An 18,672-nucleotide genomic window follows, 5' to 3' on the forward strand; every position below is an offset into this window, starting at 1 on the left:
GATCAGTTCTGGCGGGAATCGCCCAGGCATCCCTTGAGCCATTGGCTCATTTCCCATTGCACCTGGCCCGCGGACTCGCGCGCGGCGTAGCCGTGCGCCTCGAAGGGGAGCAGGACGTAGCGGGCGGTTCCTCCCAGCCCGGCCAGGGCCTGGTACAGGCGCTCGCTCTGCATCGGGAAGGTGCCGCTGTTGTTGTCGGCCTCGCCGTGGATCAGCAGCAAGGGCTCCTTGATCTGCTGGGCGAAGAGGAAGGGGGACAGCTTCAGATAGATGTCCTTCGCGTCCCAGAGGGAGCGGCGCTCGCTCTGGAAACCGAAAGGCGTCAGCGTGCGGTTGTAGGCGCCGCTGCGCGCGATGCCGCAGCGGAACAGCTTGGTGTGCGCCAGCAGATTCACCGCCATGAAGGCGCCGTAGCTGTGGCCGCCGATCGCGACGCGCTTGGGATCCACCGTGCCCAGGTCCTCGGCCTTGTCCAGGATCGCGCGCGCATTCATCGTCATCTGCTCGATGAAGCTGTCGTTCATGTTGCGCGCGTCCCCCACCACCGGCATGGTCGCGTCCATCAGCACGACGTAGCCATCCATCAGCAGGTTCAGCGGGCTGATGCCGCTGAAGCTCATGTACCGGCCCGGTGAGCCGCTCAGCTGACCGGCGATCGCGGCGTCGTTGAACTCCAGCGGATACGCCCACACCAGCGCGGGTCGGCGCTCGCCCTCGCGCTGATCCGGCGGCAGGTACATCCAGAACGACATCTCGACGCCGTCGCTGCGCTTGAAGGTCACCAGCTCGCGCCGCACGCCCTTGAGCAGCGGCAGCGGATCCTTGATCTTGGTGAGCGCGATCGGCGGCTTGCCGTTCTCGCGCGCGACCAGATTGGGCGGCTCGTGCTCGGCCTCGCGCTGCGTGATCAGCTTGCGATCGTCGAGCAGCGCGACCGGCTGCTCGTAGACGCCGTCGGCCGACTGGAACAGCCGCTGCACCGTCAGACCGCCCAGCGAGAGCTTGTCCAGGAAGGGCCGATCGCCTTTGGGGCTCGCGCCCTGGCCCGTCAGCAGCAGCGCGCCATCCAGGGTCTGCGCGACCAGATGCCCGTTCGGCAGCGTGCGCATGAATGGGTTGCCGGGATGGCGGTAGCGCTCGCGCACCGAGTGCTCGAACAGGAGCCGGCTCTGCGTGCCGCGCAGCGGCAGCAGGTAGGTGCGCGTCCAGCCGCGGCTGCGGTCCTCCTCGGTCAGCAGGCCGTGGACGCCGTCGTCCAGGAAGCGCAGCCGCGTGAAGCGATACGGCATGCGCTGGACCTCGAAGGGATCGCCGGTGTAGGGGGGATCCAGGCGCATGACGCGGTCGCGGAAGCTGGCGCGCACCGCCGGGTTGCCGCCGTCGAGCGCCTCGACCCAGTAGATCGCGGCGTCCTTGGTTGGCGACGGATAGAACACGCGCGGGCCGGGCAGCGCGCCGTCGATGGCCACGCCTTGCTTGAGCGGCATCTTGGCCAGCTCGCGGATGAGCTTGCCGTCGCGCTGACGCACCTCGACGACGGTGGGGAAGTCGTCGAAGGTCAGGTTGTAGCTGAAGGGGCGGATCAGCCGCTCGGTGAGCAGCGCCTGGCCGTTGCCGACGCTGGAGACACTGGTGAACAGGCCTGGCGTGCCCAGGTCGCGGCTCTGGCCGCTGGCGATGTCGACCAGCGTCAGCTGCGAGCGGGCGTAGTACTCGAACAGGTCCTCGTCGCGCGGGTTGCGCAGCAGGTCGGGATAGGTGCGTTCGGGCGAGGCCTTGCCATGCGTCTCCTGGATCGCCGGGCCGGTCTGCGCGCGGCTGGGCAGGCTGCCGCGGTTGTCGGGCACGGTCAGCACCACCACCTCGCGCGGGTTGAGCCAGGCCATGTCGTCCGCATCGATGGCGTTGTTCAGACGCACGTTGTAGATGCGCCAGAGCTGGCCGTTGGAGGTCGAGCCGGCCCAGAGTTCGTCGGCCGTTTCGGTGCGGCGGGAGAGCAGGAAGCGCTGCCCGTCCGGCGCCCAGACGAAGTTGTGCCAGGTGCCGCCGGCGGGTAGCTCGACGTCGCGCTCGGTGGCGTCAGGCTCCAGCAACGGGCGCAGGCGCACGCGCTGCACGGCGCTGAGGTTCTGCTGCGTGGCGTTGCGCGGATCGAAGCGCGCGCCCGCCAGCCGCAGGCCCGGCCGGGCGAGCTCCTCCAGCGGCGTGTAGCGCCGCTGCTCGACCAGTGCCAGCGTCTGCCGGTCCGGGGACACGAGCAGGCGCGGCAGCGCGGGCGCGTCCAGCAGATCGCGGATCGCGGGGGAGGGCTGCTTGTAGGGGGAGGGCGCGGCCGTCGCGCCGGGCGCGGACAGGGCGGCGCTCAGCGCCGCGATCACCGCGAAGGCCTGCACGGCCCTGATGCGTCCCGCGCGCCCGACGGCCTGGAAGGCGTCGCCGATCGGGTCGGCCGCGCGGGCCGATGTCGCCGGAGACGGGGTCGGGGACGGGAGCGGGGAGGACGGACGGACCATTGGCTTGCGGGGTATGGGCCGCTTTGGCGGCACGTGGGCGCGTTGCCGGAAGTATCGCTGCGCTAGGATCCGCGGCCATGACCGAGCCGTTCGCCCCGCACGCCGACGCGCGTGATCCGCACGATCCGACCGGCCCGCACGGCTTCGCCGGGTCGGGCGACGGTCCGGTCCGCGCGCCCGCCGCGCTGCCGGTGGTCGGTGATCGGCTGGGCGTCTGGCGCGTCAGCGCGGCGCTTTTCGACTGCGGCTCCGGGACTTGGTATCGCGTCGAGCACGGCATGGCCGCGGCGCAGACGGGCTTGGCGCTGGTCTATCGCCACGAGTCGGACGCGCAGGCCGTGCTGATGCGCTTCGCCGAGGACTCGGACGCGCTGTCCCGTTTCACCCATCCCGCCTACGGTGCGCCGCTGGACAGCGGGCTGAGCCCGTCGGGACTCCCTTATCTGATCGTGCCCGCGATGGACGGCGCGCCCTTGCTGCGCGTGGCCATGGCGCTGCCGCTGAAGCGGCGCATGCAGCTGTTGCTCGATCTGATCGAGATGCTGGATCTGGCCCACGAGCAGGGGCTGGTGCTGCACGAGCTGGACCCCGGCACGCTATGGCTGAGCCCGGCGCAGCAGCTGCACTGGCTGGGGCAAGGCCTGGCGCCGACGGACAGCCAGGCGCCGGTGGCGCTGGTGCGCGCCGCCGAGCCGCTTGCCGCGACGCGACAGCGCGCCGGTGCGCGTCCCGATGCGCATGGCGAGACCTACGCGCTGGGACGCCTGCTGGGGCTGCTGGTCAACGGCCGGTTGCCACGCCGCGAGGGCGCCGAGGACCTGGGCCTGGACGAGGTCGAGCCCGGCACCACGCCGGTGGCCTCGCTGCAGTCCTGGCTGTCGCTGACGGCCGCGCAGCGCGAGAGCCTGGATCAGTTGCTGGACCGGGCGATGATGGACGGGCGCTCGTTCACCGATCGGCAGTTGCTGGCCCAGGCGGTGCGTGATTGGATCGACGCGGTGCCTGCGGTGACGTCGGGTACGAGCGACGCGGGCGGGTCGGCCCCAGCGGCCGGTCCGGCATCGGCGCCCGCGCCGCTGCCACCCCCGCCGCCGCTGGAGGACGACGAGCCGTCGACGACGACGCTGCCCGCCGCCTCCATCGCGGAGCGCATCGCCGGGATCGCGCTGGTGCTGGCCCTGGCCGGCGTCGTGCTGTGGATGCTGTTGCGCAGCTGAGTTGCTGCGACGGTCCCGGAAGACCCTCTCCCCCACCCTCTCCCGCAAGCGGGAGAGGGGGCAGTACCGCACCGAGCGTCGTTGCGGGCAGCCTCGGTCGCTGCCCGAGTGACTCTCTCACCCGCTTCTTTTTTCGAGAGCCACGAGTGACTCCCTCTCCCGCTTGCGGGAGAGGGCGGGGGAGAGGGTCTTCGGGGTCCTGACACCAGGATGACGCGTCTCCCCCCTCGCATCCCCCCAAATCGTCGACAAGCGCTCGCGACCCCCTTGACCAGTGCATCCGGCGCGATAGGTGGCTGACTCCCGCCCCTCACCGACTCGCACAAGCTAGTTCACCGTCACCACGCTCTCGCAGCGACCAGACGAATCCACAACATCCGCGCATCCTTCCGCAAAGAGAAGCCACCCGCGCGCCATTTCAGGCGGATTGTCCGAGGGCCGTCCCGCTGCCAGCATGCCTGCCCGACGTGACGACCGGCAGGGGCCGGCGAGGAGATGGCGCAGTGAAATTCGAGATGAAGCCGATGACGGCCGAGGACTGGCAGGCCTGCCGGCGCGACACCCTGACCGATCCGGAGTGTTCCGCCTGGCTGCGCAACGCGCTGGAGACCTGCAACGATCCCAAGGGATCGCGCTGGGTCCGCCTGGCCGAGCGATGGGCGGTGGACGCCGCCAGCGGCAACTACCTGGTGCGCCTGCCCTCGCTGATGGGCAGCCAGTTCGAGGACCAGTTCTGCGCCCGTGTCGGGCCGCGGATGTACGCCCTGCGCGGCCTGGGCGTGGGCGACCCCAAGGTCTACTTCAACGGCGGCTCGTCGCCCCCGCACACCGAGATGATGGAGGTGCAGGACGTCCTGATGGCCGCCTTCGCGGTGCACGGCTCCTACGGCGAGGACATCGGCCGCGACCCCATCCGCGCCCCCGTGTTCGTGCCCGGCCCGCTGCCGGAAGCCGGCGCGGCCAAGGCGCCCTCCGTGGTCCTGCCCCGGTGACTTCCCTCCCCTGGACGGCGCTCCTGGCGCGCCTATCATCGGGCCCTTCATGGACGCCGACCGCCGCCAACTGCTGCTCCGTCAGGCCGCCCTCGCGGCGCTGACCCTCGGCGTGCCGAGTCGCACGACGGCCCAGCCGACCGCCGCCTCATCGGCCACCGCGCCGCCAGCGTCCGCGACCGCCAAAGGCGCGGCCCTGCCCCGATCCGGTCCGGTGAGCATCGTCGGCACGACCTTCGCCAAGCTCTTCGAGCCCGCTTCCTCGTCGCGCGGCGCGGCCGAGGGCAAGCCGCAGGGCCTGGCAGTCGACCTGCTGGACGCGATCCTGATCCCCGCCGGCTACCAGCCGCGCTACGCGCTCTACCCGTGGCTGCGGGCCCAGTCCATGATCGAGCGCGGTCCGGCGCAGATCCTCATCGGCCCCTACCGCACGCCCGAGCGCGAGCGCCAGATGCGCTTCTCACGCCAAGCCTTCTACGAGGACTCGCTGGTGTTCTATGCGCGCCGCCGGGAGGAGGGCCTCTGGTGGGGTGACTTCCACGCGCTGCGCTCGCTGCGCATCGGCTCGGTGCAGGGCTGGGTCTACGGCGAGCGCTTCGAGCAGGCGCGCGCCGCGCTCGACGTCACACCGGTGCGCGACCTCCACACCGCGCTGCGGATGCTTCAGGCGCGCCGCCTCGACCTGATCGCGGCCAATCAGCGCAACTCGGAGCCGGTGATCCAGGAACTCGGCCTGAGCGATCAGGTGGCCCTGTGCGCCCCGCCGTTCGCACAGCTGCGCGGGCACTTCGCCTTCGGCACCGACGCGGCCGGCGCGGGCTGGCAAGCGCTGATCGATGCCGGCATGCAGCGGCTGCGGCAGTCCGGCGAGCTCCAGCAGATGGCCGCCCGCCGGGGCGTCAACCTGCCGGACTGAGGCCTCAAGCGGCCAGCGTCAGCGCCAGTCCGAGCGCCGCGGGGAGGGCCTGGATGAAGAGGATCTTGCGGCTCGCGGTCGCGGCCCCATACAGCCCGGCCACCAGCACGCAGGCCAGGAAGAAAATCTTCACCGGACCGCCAGCCGCGCCCAGCACGAGCCCCCAGATCAGGCCCGCCGCCAGGAAGCCGTTGTACAGCCCCTGGTTGGCGGCCAGCACCTTCGTCGCCTCGGCGAACTCCGGCGTCAGGCCGAAGGCCTTGCGGCCCTTGGGCGTGGTCCAGAGAAACATCTCCAGCACCAGGATGTAGACGTGGATCAGGGCCACGAGGGCGACGACGATGTGGGCAGCTGTGTTCATGGTTCGCACTGTACGTCCCGCTATCATCTTCGGCCGCCTCGAAGTTCCCTGTCCCTTACGCGCCATGTCCAAGACCACGCTCAATCCGGCCCAGTTGGCGGCCGTGCATCACCTCGCGGGTCCCTGTCTGGTGATCGCGGGCGCGGGCTCGGGCAAGACCAGCGTGATCACGCAGAAGATCGCCAAGCTGCTCTCTGAGGGCTACCGCCCGAAGAACATCGCCGCGATCACCTTCACGAACAAGGCCTCGCAGGAAATGCGCGAGCGCGCCAAGCACCTGGTGGGCAATAAGGCGGGCTCGGAGCTGCTGATCTCCACGTTCCACTCGCTGGGCGTGCGGATCCTGCGCGAGGACGGCCGCCACCTCGGGCTCAAGGAGCAGTTCTCCATCCTGGATTCGGACGACGTGCTGTCCGTGCTGCGCGACGCTGGCGGCACGACCGACGCGGCGACCGCCAAGTCCTGGCAATGGACGATTTCGCTGTGGAAGAACCAGAACCTCAGCCCGCAGCAGGCGCTGGCCTACGCCAAGGACGACATGGAGCGCGCCGCCGCCGTCGTCATGCAGCGCTATCAGGAGCGGCTGACCGCGTATCAGGCCGTCGACTTCGACGACCTCATCGGCATGCCGCTCAAGCTGTTCCAGACGAATGAGGAAGCGCGCGGCAAGTGGCAGGAGATGCTGCGCTATGTGCTGGTCGACGAGTACCAGGACACCAACGCCGTCCAGTACGAGCTGCTCAAGTACCTGGTGGGCGAGCGTGCGATGTTCACCGCCGTGGGCGACGACGACCAGTCCATCTACGGCTGGCGCGGCGCGACCATCGAGAACCTGAAGAAGCTGCCCGTCGATTTCCCGCAGCTCAAGATCATTCCGCTGGAGCAGAACTACCGCTCCACCAGCGCCATCCTGCGCGCGGCCAACAACGTGATCGGCAGCAATCCCAAGCTCTTCCCGAAGACGCTGTGGAGCGAGTTCGGCGAGGGCGATCCCATCACCCTGATCGAGGCCGACGGCGAGGAGCACGAGGCCGAGCGCGCCGTCGCCCGCATCCAGTCCATCCGCGCGAACCACCCGACGACCAAGTTCTCCGACTTCGCCATCCTCTACCGCGCCAACCATCAGGCGCGCATCTTCGAGCAGGCGCTGCGCCGCGCCGAGATTCCGTACAAGGTCTCCGGCGGCCAGAGCTTCTTCGACCGCACCGAGATCAAGGACCTGTGCGCCTGGCTGCGCCTGCTGGTGAACCAGGACGACGATCCCGCGTTCCTGCGCGCGGTCACTACGCCCAAGCGCGGCATCGGTCACCAGACGCTGGGCCACCTGAGCGAGTTCTCCGCCAAGTGGAAGCTGTCCATGTTCGAGTCGCTGTTCGCGGAGTCGCTCAAGGCGACGCTGTCGAGCAAGGCGCTGCATGGGCTGCACGAGTTCGGCCGCTACGTGGTCGACCTCGAATACCGCGCCCGGCACGCCGTCGGCGGCGAGGAGGGCAAGGCGCTGATGATGGAGTGGCTCAAGGACATCAGCTACGAGCAGTACCTCATCGATCAGGAAGAGAACGAGAAGGTGGCGCAGGCCCGCTGGGGCAATGTGCTGGACTTCGTCGACTGGGTCGCCAAGCGCTGCGGCGGAGAGATCTCCACCGACGGCGGCATCACGACCGAGAGTCCGCGCCAATCGCTGCTGGAGGTCGCGCAGACGATTAGCGTGATCCTGTCGTTGGCCGAGCGTCAGGAGGAGCAGGACCAGGTCGTGCTCACGACGCTGCACGCGTCCAAGGGCCTGGAGTGGCCGCATGTGATGCTGGCCGGCGTGAACGAGGGCCTGCTCCCGTTCAAGGCGGAGAACGACGAGCTCACGCCTCAGCGTGTCGAGGAAGAGCGGCGCCTGATGTACGTGGGCATCACGCGGGCGCGGCGGACGCTGGCGGTGTCGACGCTGCGCCGGCGCAAGAAGAATCGCGAGACCGTGGTGGGCGTGCCCAGCCGCTTCATCGCGGAGATGAAGCTCGACGAGAGCGGCATCAAGGAAGACCCACGCGAGAAGCTCAAGCGCATGCGCGAGCAACTGGCCGCCAAGGCCGCGGCCACCGCGGAGAAGCAGGCGCAGGCCGCCAAGAACGAGCGCTAGCCCGCCCGCGCTGAACCGATCTTGACCGGGCGGCTTTGAGGGGGGCCTTGACGGGTGGGCCTTGACGTGGCGACCGACCGTCGCCGAACGATTCTTACTGGTTCGAGTCATTTCGCTGGCGCGAACGGCTTCCTAGCATCCGTTCCCTCTGAAGCGCGCCCGCCGCTCCCCACCACCGAGGGAGCCGGCGGCGGCGCCTCGCCAGGAGTGCCGCGATGTCCGTCGTTCCGAAGTCCGCCCCATCCGTCGACCCGTCCCCCGTCTCGTCTTCTCCCCTCCCACCGTCCCCACGACGCCCTGTCGAGCTGGACGAGTCCCGGCTGCGCGAGATCGACGCCGCCGCGAGCGCGCTGCTCACCGAGTTCTGGAAGGAGGAGGGCGCTCCGCTCAACCTGGCCGTCTTCACCGACGGCGCCGGCGTTCAGGTGCGCGAGCGCGGCGGGCGGGCGGAGCCGATGTATGCCCATCACGGCCGCCTGCTGCGCCTGGACGGCGCGCCGGTCATCGAGGTCAACCGCGCGCTGGACCCATGGACTCGGCGCCTGGTGGCGGCGCATGCGCTCGGCCATCACGTGCTGGGCCATTTGGCCGTGCCGCCCGAGATCCCCGAGCACTTCGGCTCGACCTGTCAGTCCGTGATCGAGCGCGAGGCCACCCGCTTCGCGCTGGCCCTGCTGCTGCCCGAGGCGGCGCTGCGGCGCGGGATGGAGGAGGGCTGGGTTTCGGTGAAGCGGCTGTCCGAGGGCTTCGCGATGCCCGAGGCCTGCGTGCGCGAGCGCATCCTGCAGATCGAGCGGCACTGTCCGCTCTGAGCCCGTGCCGAGCGCGCCCGGGCGAATCGCGTTCACGGGCGTGAATCGCCCCGCGCCACCTGTAAGGTCTACCACCTCCGAGGGGGCTCCCTACCGCCGGTGTCGCCGCCAACCGGCAGAATGCGGCGCCATGACCGTTACCGCTCCCAAGTCCGGCGTCCTGTTGCCGCTGCTGACGCTCGCCAGCGCCGCCGTCGCGATCCTCGCGCTGTCGCAGCCCGCACAACTGCCTGCCGGACTGGGTTTCATCTTCAAGCCGCTGACCACCGTCCTGATCCTGCTGCACGCCTGGCCGCGCGGCGCCGATCAGCCGCGGCTGGCGCGCTGGCTGCGCGTCGGCCTGCTGTGCTCGCTGGCCGGCGACATCGCGCTGCTCTGGCCCGAGCAAGGCTTCCTGCCCGGGCTGGTGAGCTTCCTCGTCGCGCACCTCTGCTACATCCTGGGCTTCCGCAGCCGGGTGCGGCTGGGCGCGATCCGCTGGCCCTTCCTGATGTTCGGCGTGATCGCCGCGATGGTGCTGGGTCGGCTCTGGCCCAACGTGCCGGCCGCGCTGCAGGCGCCGGTGATCGTCTACGTCGTCTGCCTGGCCGCGATGGCGGCGCAGGCCTGGGTCTGGTGGCGCGCCAGCACCGGCCTGCCCGACGAGCCTCGTGCCCGCTGGGCCGCCTGGGGCGGCACGCTGTTCGTGCTGTCCGACGCGATGCTGGCGATCAACAAGTTTGCCGGCCCGATGGAGATGGCCAGCTTCTGGGTCCTGGCCAGCTACTGGCCGGCGCAATGGTGCATCGCCAACAGCCTGGGACGGACGCGCGCATGAAGTTCGTCCTCCCGACCCGGCCGTCCTCCTTCGGCGCGCTGGCCCTGAGCCTGGCTTGCGCCGTCACCGGCCTGTGGCTGTCCCGCCATTACCCGATCGAGCCCGTGGCGATGACGGCGCTCTGGGCCGCGATCGCGGTGGGCGGCTTCTTCGGCTGGCAGGTGCTGCCGATGCTGGTGCCGGCGCTGGTCCCGATCATCGGCTTCGCGCCCTGGACCGGCTGGCTCACCTTCGAGGAACTGGATCTGCTGGTGCTCGCCGTCGCGGCGGGCGGCTACGCGGCGTTGGCGCTGACCGTGTCCTCGCACCGGCCGGTGCCCTGGCGCTACCGCGCGCTGCGCTGGCGTGCGGCGGTGCGGGTGCTGCTGGCGGTCTTCGGGCTTTCGGTGGGCATCGCCATCTGGCGCGGCTTCGACCAGGCCGGCGGACTGCAGTTCGGCTTCTGGCAAGGCCTGCAGGAACCGATGAACAGCCTGCGAGCCGGCAAAAGTTTCGTGCTGGTGCTGTTGCTGCTGCCGCTGTGGCAGAAGGCGTCGGACCTGCGGCCCTCCGCCGTCCAGCGCCTGACGCGCGCGGCCTGGCTCGTGGCGCTGCTCCTGACCGCGCTGGGCGCCGTCTGGGAGCGCTGGGTCTATACGGGGCTGACCGATTTCTCGAGCGACTACCGCACCACCTCCTGGTTCTGGGAGATGCATGTCGGAGGCGCCTCGCTGGACGGCGCGCTCGCGCTGGGCGTGCCCTTCGCGCTGCTGTGGACGCTGCGGGAGCGGCGTCCGCTGCGCTTCGCCTTCGGGCTGCTGGTGCTGCTGCTGGCCTTCTACGCCTGCCTGACGACCTTCTCCCGGGGCGTCTATCTGGCGGTGCCGGTCGGCATGGGGCTGTGCGCGCTGCTGTGGGCGTCGCAGCGTCGGCTGGGCCTGGACGCGCCGCGATCCGGCGGCGCGCCGGCCTATGTCTATCCGCGGGTGGAACCCTCGCTGCCGCTGGGCTGGTCGGCGGGCGTGCTGCTGGGCACGGCGGTCGCGGCCTGGCTGCTGTTCAGCGCCGGGGGCTATCGCGCGATGCTGGCGCTGGCCGGCAGCGCCGCGGTGCTGCTCGCGATGCCGCATGCGCGCGCCGCCTGGCCGCGCGGCCAGACGCGGGCGCTGTTGGTGCTCGCGCCGCTGCCCGCGCTGCTGCTGGTGCTCGCGGGCGGTCTGCTGATCGACGTCTTGCCCAAAGGCGCCTACCTGATCGACGGCGCGCTGGTGCTGCTGGGACTGCTGCTGGGCTGGATGTGGCGCGGCGGGCTGACGCAGCCCGCGCAGGCCTTCGCGCTGGCGACGGTGTGGATGGGGACGCTCGCGGGCGCCGGCCTGGTCGCCGCGCATTGGGGTGAGGGCCGCGCCATCGTCCCCGCCGCCGTGGCGCTGGCGGTGCTGGCGCTGGTCTGGATCGCGACGCAGTGGTCGCCGCGGGTGGGCAGCGATCTGCGCACCGCCGGCTGGCGCGTGCGTGGGCTGCTGTGGACGGGCTGTCTGCTGATCTGCGCGGTGGTCGCTGCGCTGAGCGGTGGCGCCTACATCGGCCAGCGGATGTCCACCGGTACGCAGGATTTCGAGGGCCGCCTCGAGCACTGGCGCATCGGCCTGGGCCTGCTGCACACGGTGGACGAATGGCTGCTGGGCAAGGGCAGCGGCCGTTTCCCGGCGAGCTTCGCCAACAGCGGCCCCTACGAGGAACGCGTCGGCGAGGTGCGCCTGAACGCGCCCCGCAGCGAGCCGGTCCCGTCGCCCGCCGGCGGCGCGCCGGCCGAACCCTTCCCGGGTCCGACGATCACGCTCACCAGCGGCCTGCATCAGACCGGCTACAACGAGATGTTCCGGCTCGGCCAGCGCCTGCCCGCGGTGGGCGGCGACGTCGGCGTGACGGTGGTGCTGCGCGCGGCCTTCCCGACACGGCTGCGGGTCGAGGTCTGCGAGAAATTCCTGCTCTACCCGCTGCGCTGCGTGAATCGCGAGACCGAGATCAAGCCGCTGGACGGTGCCTGGCAGACGGTGCAGATGCCGCTGGGCCGGGTGCCGGCGGACTTCGGCGGACCGGCCTGGGCGCCGCGCCGGATCGAGATGTCGATGATGCAGAACCGTCGCGGCGGGCTGCTGGAGATCGCCTCGGTGAACTTGGTCGACAGCGAGCACGGTCCGCTGCTGCGCAACGGCGATTTCACCGAGGGTCTGGCGCGCTGGTTCTTCACCAGCGACCGCGTCCACATGCCCTTCCACATGAAGAGCTTGCCGGCGCATGTGCTGTTCGAGCAGGGCTTGCTGGGCCTGGCGCTGTGGACCGCGCTGCTGATCACGGCGCTGTGGCGCTGCGCGCTGGGCGCGGCGCGGCGGCATCCGCTGGCGCCGGCGGTGGCGGGCGGGCTGCTGGCCTTCCTCGTCGTCGGGCTCTTCGACAGCCTGATCGACGCGCCGCGCATCGCCTTCCTGTTCTACGCGCTGCTGGCGCTGGGACTGGGCCTGCGGACGCCGTCACGCAAGCCGATGCGGGAGGGGGAGGGCGACTCGATGCTCGGCATCGAGACCGAGTTGCCGGAGTTGGACTCCGACCTGGACGCGCCCGAGGTCCGGCGCGCCCTGGACGCGGCGGGCATCACCCGCCCCGTGCCCCTGAACTGACCCCAGCTCCGACGTCCACCGCCACGCGGCGACGAATCGGGTGCTGAGCTAGGCGCAGACCACAGCCATAGCAGCGCTATGGCGAGGATCTGCAACGACGCACAGCGCCCGATTCGCAGCCGCGTCACATGCCTTTGAACAGGTGGGTGTAGCTGCGGCTCACCTCGAGTTTCTCGTCGAGGCCGCGCACGCCGACCAGCTGGCGGCCGCGGAAATCGCGGCTGATGCCGTTGATGGCCTTCACGTTGACCAGCGTCGAGCGGTGGATCTGCCAGAACAGCTGCGGATCCAGTTCGTCGACCAGCTCCTTGATCGGCTTGCGGATCAGCGCCTCGACGCTGGAGGTCTGCACGCGGGTGTACTTCTCGTCGCTGATGAAGAAGAGCACCTCTTCGACCGGGATCATCTGGATGGTCTGACCGACCGAGGCCTGGATCCATTGCAGGTACTTGGGCGCGCCGCCGGTGTTGTTCACCCGCGCCGACAGCGAATGCAGCAGCTGCTGCAGTGTGCCGTTGGCGGGGCCTTCCGGCTCGAGCTCGCCGGCGCGCTGGGCCAGGCGCTTCTTGATGCGCTCGACGGTGACCAGCAGGCGCTCGCGCTCGGCGGGCTTGAGGACGTAGTCGCACACGCCCTGCTCGAAGGCCTCGACCGCGTATTGGTCGTAGGCGGTGATGAAGACGATCTCGGGCAGCACCCAGTCCTCGTCGTCGGGCAGCTGCGCGATCTGCTTGGCCGCCTCGACGCCGGTCAGCCCGGGCATGCGGATGTCCAGGAAGACCAGATCGGGCTTGTGTTCCTTGACCAGCTCGACCGCCTCGAGGCCGTTCTTGGCCTCGGCGACGATCTCAAGCTCGGGCCAGACCTCGGCGATGCGGCTGCGCAGTTGCTCGCGCATCAGGCGCTCGTCGTCGGCCAGGACGGCGCGGGGGGCGGTGGTGGTGTCGCTCATGGGGGGCGATGTTAGGTCAGCGAGGGCTCGGTCGGCGCGGTCGGACCGGTGGGGGGCTGGGGGGGCAGCGGCGCGGCGGTCGACATGGCCGGCGGGGCGGCGGCGGGCTTGCGCGGCTTGTCGCGCAGGATCAGCCAGAGGATCAGGCCGATGATGATGGCGGGCGACCCCAGCACCGCGCCCACGCTCAGCAGCGCGACGATGCCGGCCAGCAGCACCAGGCCCAGGATCAGCAGGGGCAGGCCCAGGCCCAGCAGCAGCACCAGCGGGATGACCAGGCACATCACGCCGAAGGCGATGACGAGGCCCAGGCCGGCGCCGAAGGCGTCGGCCAGATTCATGCTCGACCACATGAAGTCGTCGCCGTTGATGGTCAGGTGGGCGCCGGGAATGTCGGACAGCAGGCCCAGCACGCTGAAGCCCAGGACGGAGGCGAAGGCCGTCAGCGCCAGTCCCCCGATGAGGACGATCTTGAACAGCGTTTTCATGCGTGTGCTCCTTGTTCCTGGGCTTGATGGGCCGTCCGGTAGGGGACGGTGATGGTGACGACGGTGCCGCTGGGCTGGTTCTCCGCCACGGTCAGGCTGGCGGACTTCCCATAGAGCAGCGTCAGGCGTTCGCGGATGTTGGCCAGACCCACGCCGGTGCCCGAGGTCGCGGCCCGGCCGAAGCCCAGTCCCGTGTCGGCCACCGTGACCTGCAGCTTGCCGTGCACGATCTCGGCCTTGAGCGTCAGGCTGCCGCCCTCGGCCTTGGGTTCCAGGCCGTGCTTGATGGCGTTCTCGACCAGGCTCTGGATCATCATGGGCGGGAACTCCGCCGAGAGCAGGCCGTCCGGCACGTCGATGCGGCTGACGAGCCGCTCTTCCATGCGGACCTGCAGGATCTCCAGATACGGCCGGATGACGGCCATCTCGCGGCCCAGGTCGCGCACGCCGGTGGCGTTGGTCTCGCGCATGGTGGGCATGGAGGCCCGCAGCAGCGCGATCAGGTTCTTCTGCATCTGCGAGGCGCGCGGCGGATCGGTCTCGATCAGGTGGTCGATGGAGGCGAGGGTGTTGAACAGGAAGTGCGGCTCGACCTGCGCCTGCATCGCGGCCATGCGGGCCTCGACGACCTGGCGGCGCAGCGATTCCGCCTCGGCGGTCTCGGTGGCCTTGGCGGCCTTGACCTCGGCTTGCAGCCGGCCCTTGTAGGTCGCCTTGATCAGCGCCGAGGCCAGCACGATCAGCACCGCCAGCTTGTCCAGGAAGTCGCCCAGCTTCACCGTGCGGTAGCGGGTCTTGCGTGAGGTCTCGCGCTGGGCCTGCTCCAACTCCTGGCGCGCTTCCTCGGCGTCGGCCTTGGCCTGGCGGGCGTTCTCGGCGGCTTCCTCGAGGGCGCGCTTGGCCTCCTCGACGGCGGAGCGCACCGCCTCGCGCTGCTTCTCGGGCAGGCGGATGTCGAGCGAGGGCAGACCGGTGACGTCGGTCGCGTCGCCGGCTTCCGAGGCGCTGGACGCCGCGGCGCTGGCGGACATGCCCGGGGCCGCGCGCGGCACGATGCGCACGCCGCGGTTGTCGATCTGGACTTCGTAGCGCAGGCCGTTGACGTCGACGACGGAGCGGCCGTCGGAGCCCGCCTTCTCCGCTTCCCGGGCGGCGCGCAAGGCTTCTTCCTTGGCGCGCTCGAGACGCTCGGTCCGGGCGTCGTCGTCCTCGTCCTGGGACTGCTGCCGGGCCTTCTTGTCCTTGCGCAGTTCCTTGGGGGCCGAGGGCTTGGAGTGGACGGTCTCGGTGGTCTCTTCCAGGCGCTGCCAGCTGAAGGAGAAGGGCGGCAGCTGCTGCAGGATGTTGGCGCCGATGATGAGCAGCACCGCCAGCAGCGAGAAGCGCTTCCAGGTGATGGTCACCAGCCAGCTGCCGTAGGCGTGGAAGCCGTGCTCGGCCGCCTTCATGAAGGCGAGCCAGCGCTGGCGCATGGGGGTCTGGGCGGGAGTCGGCGCGTTCATGAGGGGACCTGTCGTATGGCTTCGCACTGTACGCAAGTCCTTTGCGCGCCCAGGGGCCGCGGCGACGCGCCGTGCGGTCGGCGGGATGGACTGCAGCGATCGCCGACAGGCCGGAGGGGCTCCCCAACGAAAAAGGCCCGCCGAAGCGGGCCTCGTTCAGGGGCGCAGGGGCTTACTGCTTGATCGCCTCGACCTGGATCACGACCTTGACTTCCTTGGGGAAGCCGTAGGCCACGCCGTAATCGGCGCCGAAGACGGTGCGGTCGAAGGTGGTCTCGAAGTCGCCGCCGCAGACTTCACGCTTGAGCATCGGGTTCTCGTAGCAGTTGAAGTTGTCGGCCTTCAGCGTCACGGGCGCGGTCTTGCCCTTGAGCGTCAGCTCGCCGTCGATGGACGAGACCTTGTCGCCGGTGAAGTTGAACTTCGTGCTGACGAACTTGGCGGTCGGGAACTTCGCGGTGTCGAAGATCTCGGCGCTCTTCAGGTGGCTGTCGAACTTGGAGAAGCCGGTGTTGACGCTGTCCACGTTGATGGTGATCTCGACCTTGCCGGTCTTGGCCGCCTTGTCCAGCTGCACGGTGCCTTCCTTCTTGTCGAAGCGGCCGCGGTTGGTCGACGTGCCGAAGTGGCGCATCTCGAAGGTGGCGTAGGTGTGGGTCGGATCGATCGCGTAGTTGGCGACTTCGGCTTGGGCCAGGCCGGTCACGGCGATCAGGGAGGCCAGCAGCAGGGCTTTCTTCATGGTGGGTGGTCCTGTTATGAACGGGTGGAACGGTGAGAAAGGTGGAACGGGACGGACCCGGACCGGTGGGGAAAACTGTCGATGAGCCGCAGGCCGCGCTTTACAGCGGACCCATGCCGGTGATGGCCAGCTTGAACTTCACCTGGACGTCGTTGGCGACGATGGAGGTGTCCTTCCACTCGCCCTCGCCGATCTTGAAGTCCAGGCGCTTGATGCCGAAGGCGCCCGTGGCGGTCGTCGTGCCGCCGGACTGCACCAGCGTGACCGGCACCACGGCGTCATGCGCCTGGCCCTTGATCAGCAGCTTGCCGGCGACCTCGAACTTGCCGCCGCCCAGCGTCTTGATGGACGTGCTCTGGAAGGTCGCGGTCGGCACCTTCTTGGCGTCGAACCACTCGGGCTTGATCAGCTCCGCGTCGGTGGCCGCGTCGCCGATGGTGGCGCTGGCCAGTTCGATGGCGAAGCTCACCTTGCCGGCCGCGGCGTTCTTCGGATCGAAGGCCAGCTGGGCGTCGAACTTCTTGAAGTGGCCGTCCACCGGGACGCCCATCTGGCGGAAGGTGAAGGCGATGTCGCTCTGCGCCGGCACCACCTTCGCGGCCGTGGCCGGCGCGGCGGCCGGAGCCGCCGCCGTGGTGGCGGCGGGCTTGGCCGCCGGCTTGGTCTGGGCCATCGCCGGCGCGGCCAGGATCAGCGCGGCGCTCAGCACCGACAGCGCGGTGACGGAGAAATGGGTGGCCAGTCGTTTCGTCATGAGAGTCCTCTTGAAGGCGGGGAGGTCTTGAGGGAGCGGGGCTCGCGCCGGGGCGCGAGGGTCAGGTCTTGTCTGCTTGTCTGGGAGTCGCCTGGATGGCCGCGCTCAGGCGCGGCCCGGGAGCATGCGCTTGAGCAGGCCGTCCTTGTCGATGACGACATGCTTGACCACGGCGCCGAGATGGGCAAGCACCAGCAGGCCGAGTCCGTAGGCGAAGAAGGCGTGGACTTCCTTGAGCGTGGCGGCCAGCGCCTTGTCCGGCGCGACGAAGTCGGGCAGCTGCAGCACGCCGAACCACACGATCGGGAAGCCGGCCGCGGAGCTGTAGGCCCAGCCGCTCAGCGGCACCGCGAAGAACGCGGCATAGAGCAGCCAGTGCACCGCGTGGGCGCCGAACTTCTGCCAGCCGGGCATGGGCAGATCCGCGGGCGGGCGGTTCGCCAAACGCCACAGCAGGCGCAGCGCCGACAGCGCCAGGATGGTCACGCCGGCCCACTTGTGCCAGTTGAAGAGCTTGAGCCGCGTCATCGAGAACGGCAGGTCAGACATGTACCAGCCCACCGAGAAGGTGCCGATGATCAGCAGCGCCAGCAGCCAGTGGAAGGCCATGGCCAGGCCGTCGTAGCGGGTCTTGACGGGCTTGGCCACGGGGGTGGGCGCGGCGGCGACGGCGGGCGGAAGCACCGGCGGCGTCATGGCCGCCGCGGCTTGCGCGGCAGCCTGAACCGGGACGGCGGGCGTGGGCTCGACCGGGACGGCGGCGGCCGGCGCGGGCACCGGGGTGCCGGCGGGGATGTGGTCGTTGTCGTTCGTGCTCATGTCGGGCTCTCGTCCTTGGGAAGTCCTGGGGTGGCTCCGGAATGGAAGCAAGTGTCCGCGCGGCGCACAGCGTGTCGGTTCACCGGAACTGAGGCCACTGTTCAGTCGATTTGAATGTGAGGGCCGGGGACAGTTCACAGATCCGTCATGGCGGACATCGAGACTGGCGGCCGCTCCGCTGTGGAGCCGAGCGTTCGGAAGGATTGGCCATGGACTTGATCGCCAAGATCGAGGCGCTGTTTCAGCGCCGCGGTCATTTGCGGTACGGCGACGAGCGTCGCGAACCCGTCACCGCCCTGGAGCACGCGCTCCAATGCGCGCAACTCGCCGAATGGGCGCACGCGGAGCATAGCCTCGTCGCCGCCGCCTTGCTGCACGACATCGGGCAGTTGATGGACGGCCCCGAGACCGCCCCGCTGCGCGACGACCAGCATGAGCTCAGCGCGCTGCCGCTGCTGCGCGCCGGTGGCTGCGGGCCCGAGGTGCTGGAGCCGATCCGGCTGCATGTGGCGGCCAAGCGCTATCTGGTCAGCACCGATGCGGCCTACGGGCCGGGGCTGTCGGACGCCTCGCGTCACAGCCTGGCGCTGCAGGGCGGCCCGATGAACGCCGAGGAGCGGCTGATCTTCATGGCCCATCCGCACGCCTCCGCCGCGCTGCAGCTGCGCCGCTGGGACGATCTGGCCAAGCGGCCGGGCATGCGCACGCCGCCGATGGCCTATTACCTGGCGTTGCTGGAGGAGCTCTTGCGGGACAAGCGCGCCCCGCACCGGATGAGCATCGCGTGAGGCGAGGGGGTGATCGGTTCGCCGTCTCCCTCTTGAGGGGGATTCCGGTGGCCGGGAGGCCTTTGCATACTGGCCCCCGATCGCGCGCTGCCTGGACCTCAGCGTCGTGATCAAGGGGAGGAGTGCTATGCCGACCTACCAAAGCCCATCGGGGCGGCGGTGGTCGGCATAGTTTTTTCTGGGGTTCGCGGGGAGGGACCGCGCGGGA

General features: G+C 69.9%; 16 protein-coding genes. 8 read left to right on the forward strand and 8 right to left on the reverse strand.

Going from position 1 to position 18,672, the window contains the following annotated elements; genetic code table 11:
* Positions 1 to 2 precede the first annotated feature (2 nt).
* Complete coding sequence (locus tag ABDW59_RS02820) at positions 3 to 2,513, reverse strand: prolyl oligopeptidase family serine peptidase (protein WP_343627904.1); 2,511 nt, start codon at positions 2,511 to 2,513, stop codon at positions 3 to 5.
* A 77-nt stretch (positions 2,514 to 2,590) separates the two neighbouring features.
* Between ABDW59_RS02820 and ABDW59_RS02825 the strand changes: the two genes are divergently transcribed.
* The 3 genes from ABDW59_RS02825 (at position 2,591) to ABDW59_RS02835 (ending at position 5,638) form a co-directional block, all read left to right on the forward strand.
* Complete coding sequence (locus ABDW59_RS02825) at positions 2,591 to 3,730, forward strand: hypothetical protein (protein ID WP_343627905.1); 1,140 nt, start codon at positions 2,591 to 2,593, stop codon at positions 3,728 to 3,730.
* A gap of 503 nt (positions 3,731 to 4,233) precedes the next feature.
* Positions 4,234 to 4,722, forward strand: a complete 489-nt coding sequence (locus ABDW59_RS02830) for a hypothetical protein (RefSeq protein WP_343627906.1) — start codon at positions 4,234 to 4,236, stop codon at positions 4,720 to 4,722.
* Positions 4,723 to 4,771: 49 nt separating this feature from the next.
* Positions 4,772 to 5,638, forward strand: coding sequence for a transporter substrate-binding domain-containing protein (locus ABDW59_RS02835; protein ID WP_343627907.1), 867 nt, complete (start codon positions 4,772 to 4,774; stop codon positions 5,636 to 5,638).
* Between the two features lie 4 nt (positions 5,639 to 5,642).
* On the opposite strand, the gene ABDW59_RS02840 is transcribed toward ABDW59_RS02835, so the two are convergent.
* Complete coding sequence (locus tag ABDW59_RS02840) at positions 5,643 to 5,999, reverse strand: DUF1304 domain-containing protein (RefSeq protein WP_343627908.1); 357 nt, start codon at positions 5,997 to 5,999, stop codon at positions 5,643 to 5,645.
* A gap of 64 nt (positions 6,000 to 6,063) precedes the next feature.
* On the opposite strand from ABDW59_RS02840, the gene ABDW59_RS02845 reads away from it, so the two are divergent.
* The 4 genes from ABDW59_RS02845 to ABDW59_RS02860 all read left to right on the forward strand — a co-directional run bounded on the left by ABDW59_RS02845 (position 6,064) and on the right by ABDW59_RS02860 (position 12,419).
* Complete coding sequence (locus tag ABDW59_RS02845) at positions 6,064 to 8,130, forward strand: UvrD-helicase domain-containing protein (protein WP_343627910.1); 2,067 nt, start codon at positions 6,064 to 6,066, stop codon at positions 8,128 to 8,130.
* Positions 8,131 to 8,345: 215 nt separating this feature from the next.
* A complete protein-coding gene (locus tag ABDW59_RS02850) occupies positions 8,346 to 8,942 on the forward strand; it encodes an ImmA/IrrE family metallo-endopeptidase (protein WP_343627911.1) in 597 nt (198 codons plus the stop codon).
* 130 nt (positions 8,943 to 9,072) lie between these two features.
* Entirely contained in the window at positions 9,073 to 9,759 is a 687-nt protein-coding gene (locus ABDW59_RS02855) for a lysoplasmalogenase (protein WP_343627912.1), read from the forward strand.
* Complete coding sequence (locus tag ABDW59_RS02860; protein WP_343627913.1) at positions 9,756 to 12,419, forward strand: hypothetical protein; 2,664 nt, start codon at positions 9,756 to 9,758, stop codon at positions 12,417 to 12,419. The genes ABDW59_RS02855 and ABDW59_RS02860 overlap by 4 nt, the downstream gene beginning before the upstream one ends.
* A 124-nt stretch (positions 12,420 to 12,543) precedes the next feature.
* On the opposite strand, the gene ABDW59_RS02865 is transcribed toward ABDW59_RS02860, so the two are convergent.
* The 6 genes from ABDW59_RS02865 to ABDW59_RS02890 form a co-directional block, all read right to left on the reverse strand.
* Positions 12,544 to 13,371, reverse strand: coding sequence for a LytTR family DNA-binding domain-containing protein (locus tag ABDW59_RS02865; RefSeq protein ID WP_343627914.1), 828 nt, complete (start codon positions 13,369 to 13,371; stop codon positions 12,544 to 12,546).
* Between the two features lie 11 nt (positions 13,372 to 13,382).
* Complete coding sequence (locus ABDW59_RS02870; RefSeq protein WP_343627915.1) at positions 13,383 to 13,859, reverse strand: hypothetical protein; 477 nt, start codon at positions 13,857 to 13,859, stop codon at positions 13,383 to 13,385.
* Complete coding sequence (locus tag ABDW59_RS02875) at positions 13,856 to 15,361, reverse strand: histidine kinase (RefSeq protein ID WP_343627916.1); 1,506 nt, start codon at positions 15,359 to 15,361, stop codon at positions 13,856 to 13,858. Before ABDW59_RS02875 ends, ABDW59_RS02870 begins: the two co-directional genes overlap by 4 nt.
* A 172-nt stretch (positions 15,362 to 15,533) precedes the next feature.
* Entirely contained in the window at positions 15,534 to 16,103 is a 570-nt protein-coding gene (locus ABDW59_RS02880; RefSeq protein ID WP_343627917.1) for a YceI family protein, read from the reverse strand.
* Positions 16,104 to 16,203: 100 nt separating this feature from the next.
* Positions 16,204 to 16,776, reverse strand: coding sequence for a YceI family protein (locus ABDW59_RS02885; protein ID WP_343628003.1), 573 nt, complete (start codon positions 16,774 to 16,776; stop codon positions 16,204 to 16,206).
* 186 nt (positions 16,777 to 16,962) lie between these two features.
* Positions 16,963 to 17,553, reverse strand: a complete 591-nt coding sequence (locus tag ABDW59_RS02890; protein ID WP_343628004.1) for a cytochrome b — start codon at positions 17,551 to 17,553, stop codon at positions 16,963 to 16,965.
* Between the two features lie 332 nt (positions 17,554 to 17,885).
* Between ABDW59_RS02890 and ABDW59_RS02895 the strand changes: the two genes are divergently transcribed.
* Positions 17,886 to 18,464 (forward strand): phosphohydrolase, encoded by a 579-nt coding sequence (locus ABDW59_RS02895; RefSeq protein WP_343627918.1) that lies wholly within the window; start codon positions 17,886 to 17,888, stop codon positions 18,462 to 18,464.
* Positions 18,465 to 18,672: the final 208 nt, after the last annotated feature.

This window comes from Roseateles sp. (assembly GCF_039595295.1).
Lineage (GTDB): Bacteria > Pseudomonadota > Gammaproteobacteria > Burkholderiales > Burkholderiaceae_C > Roseateles.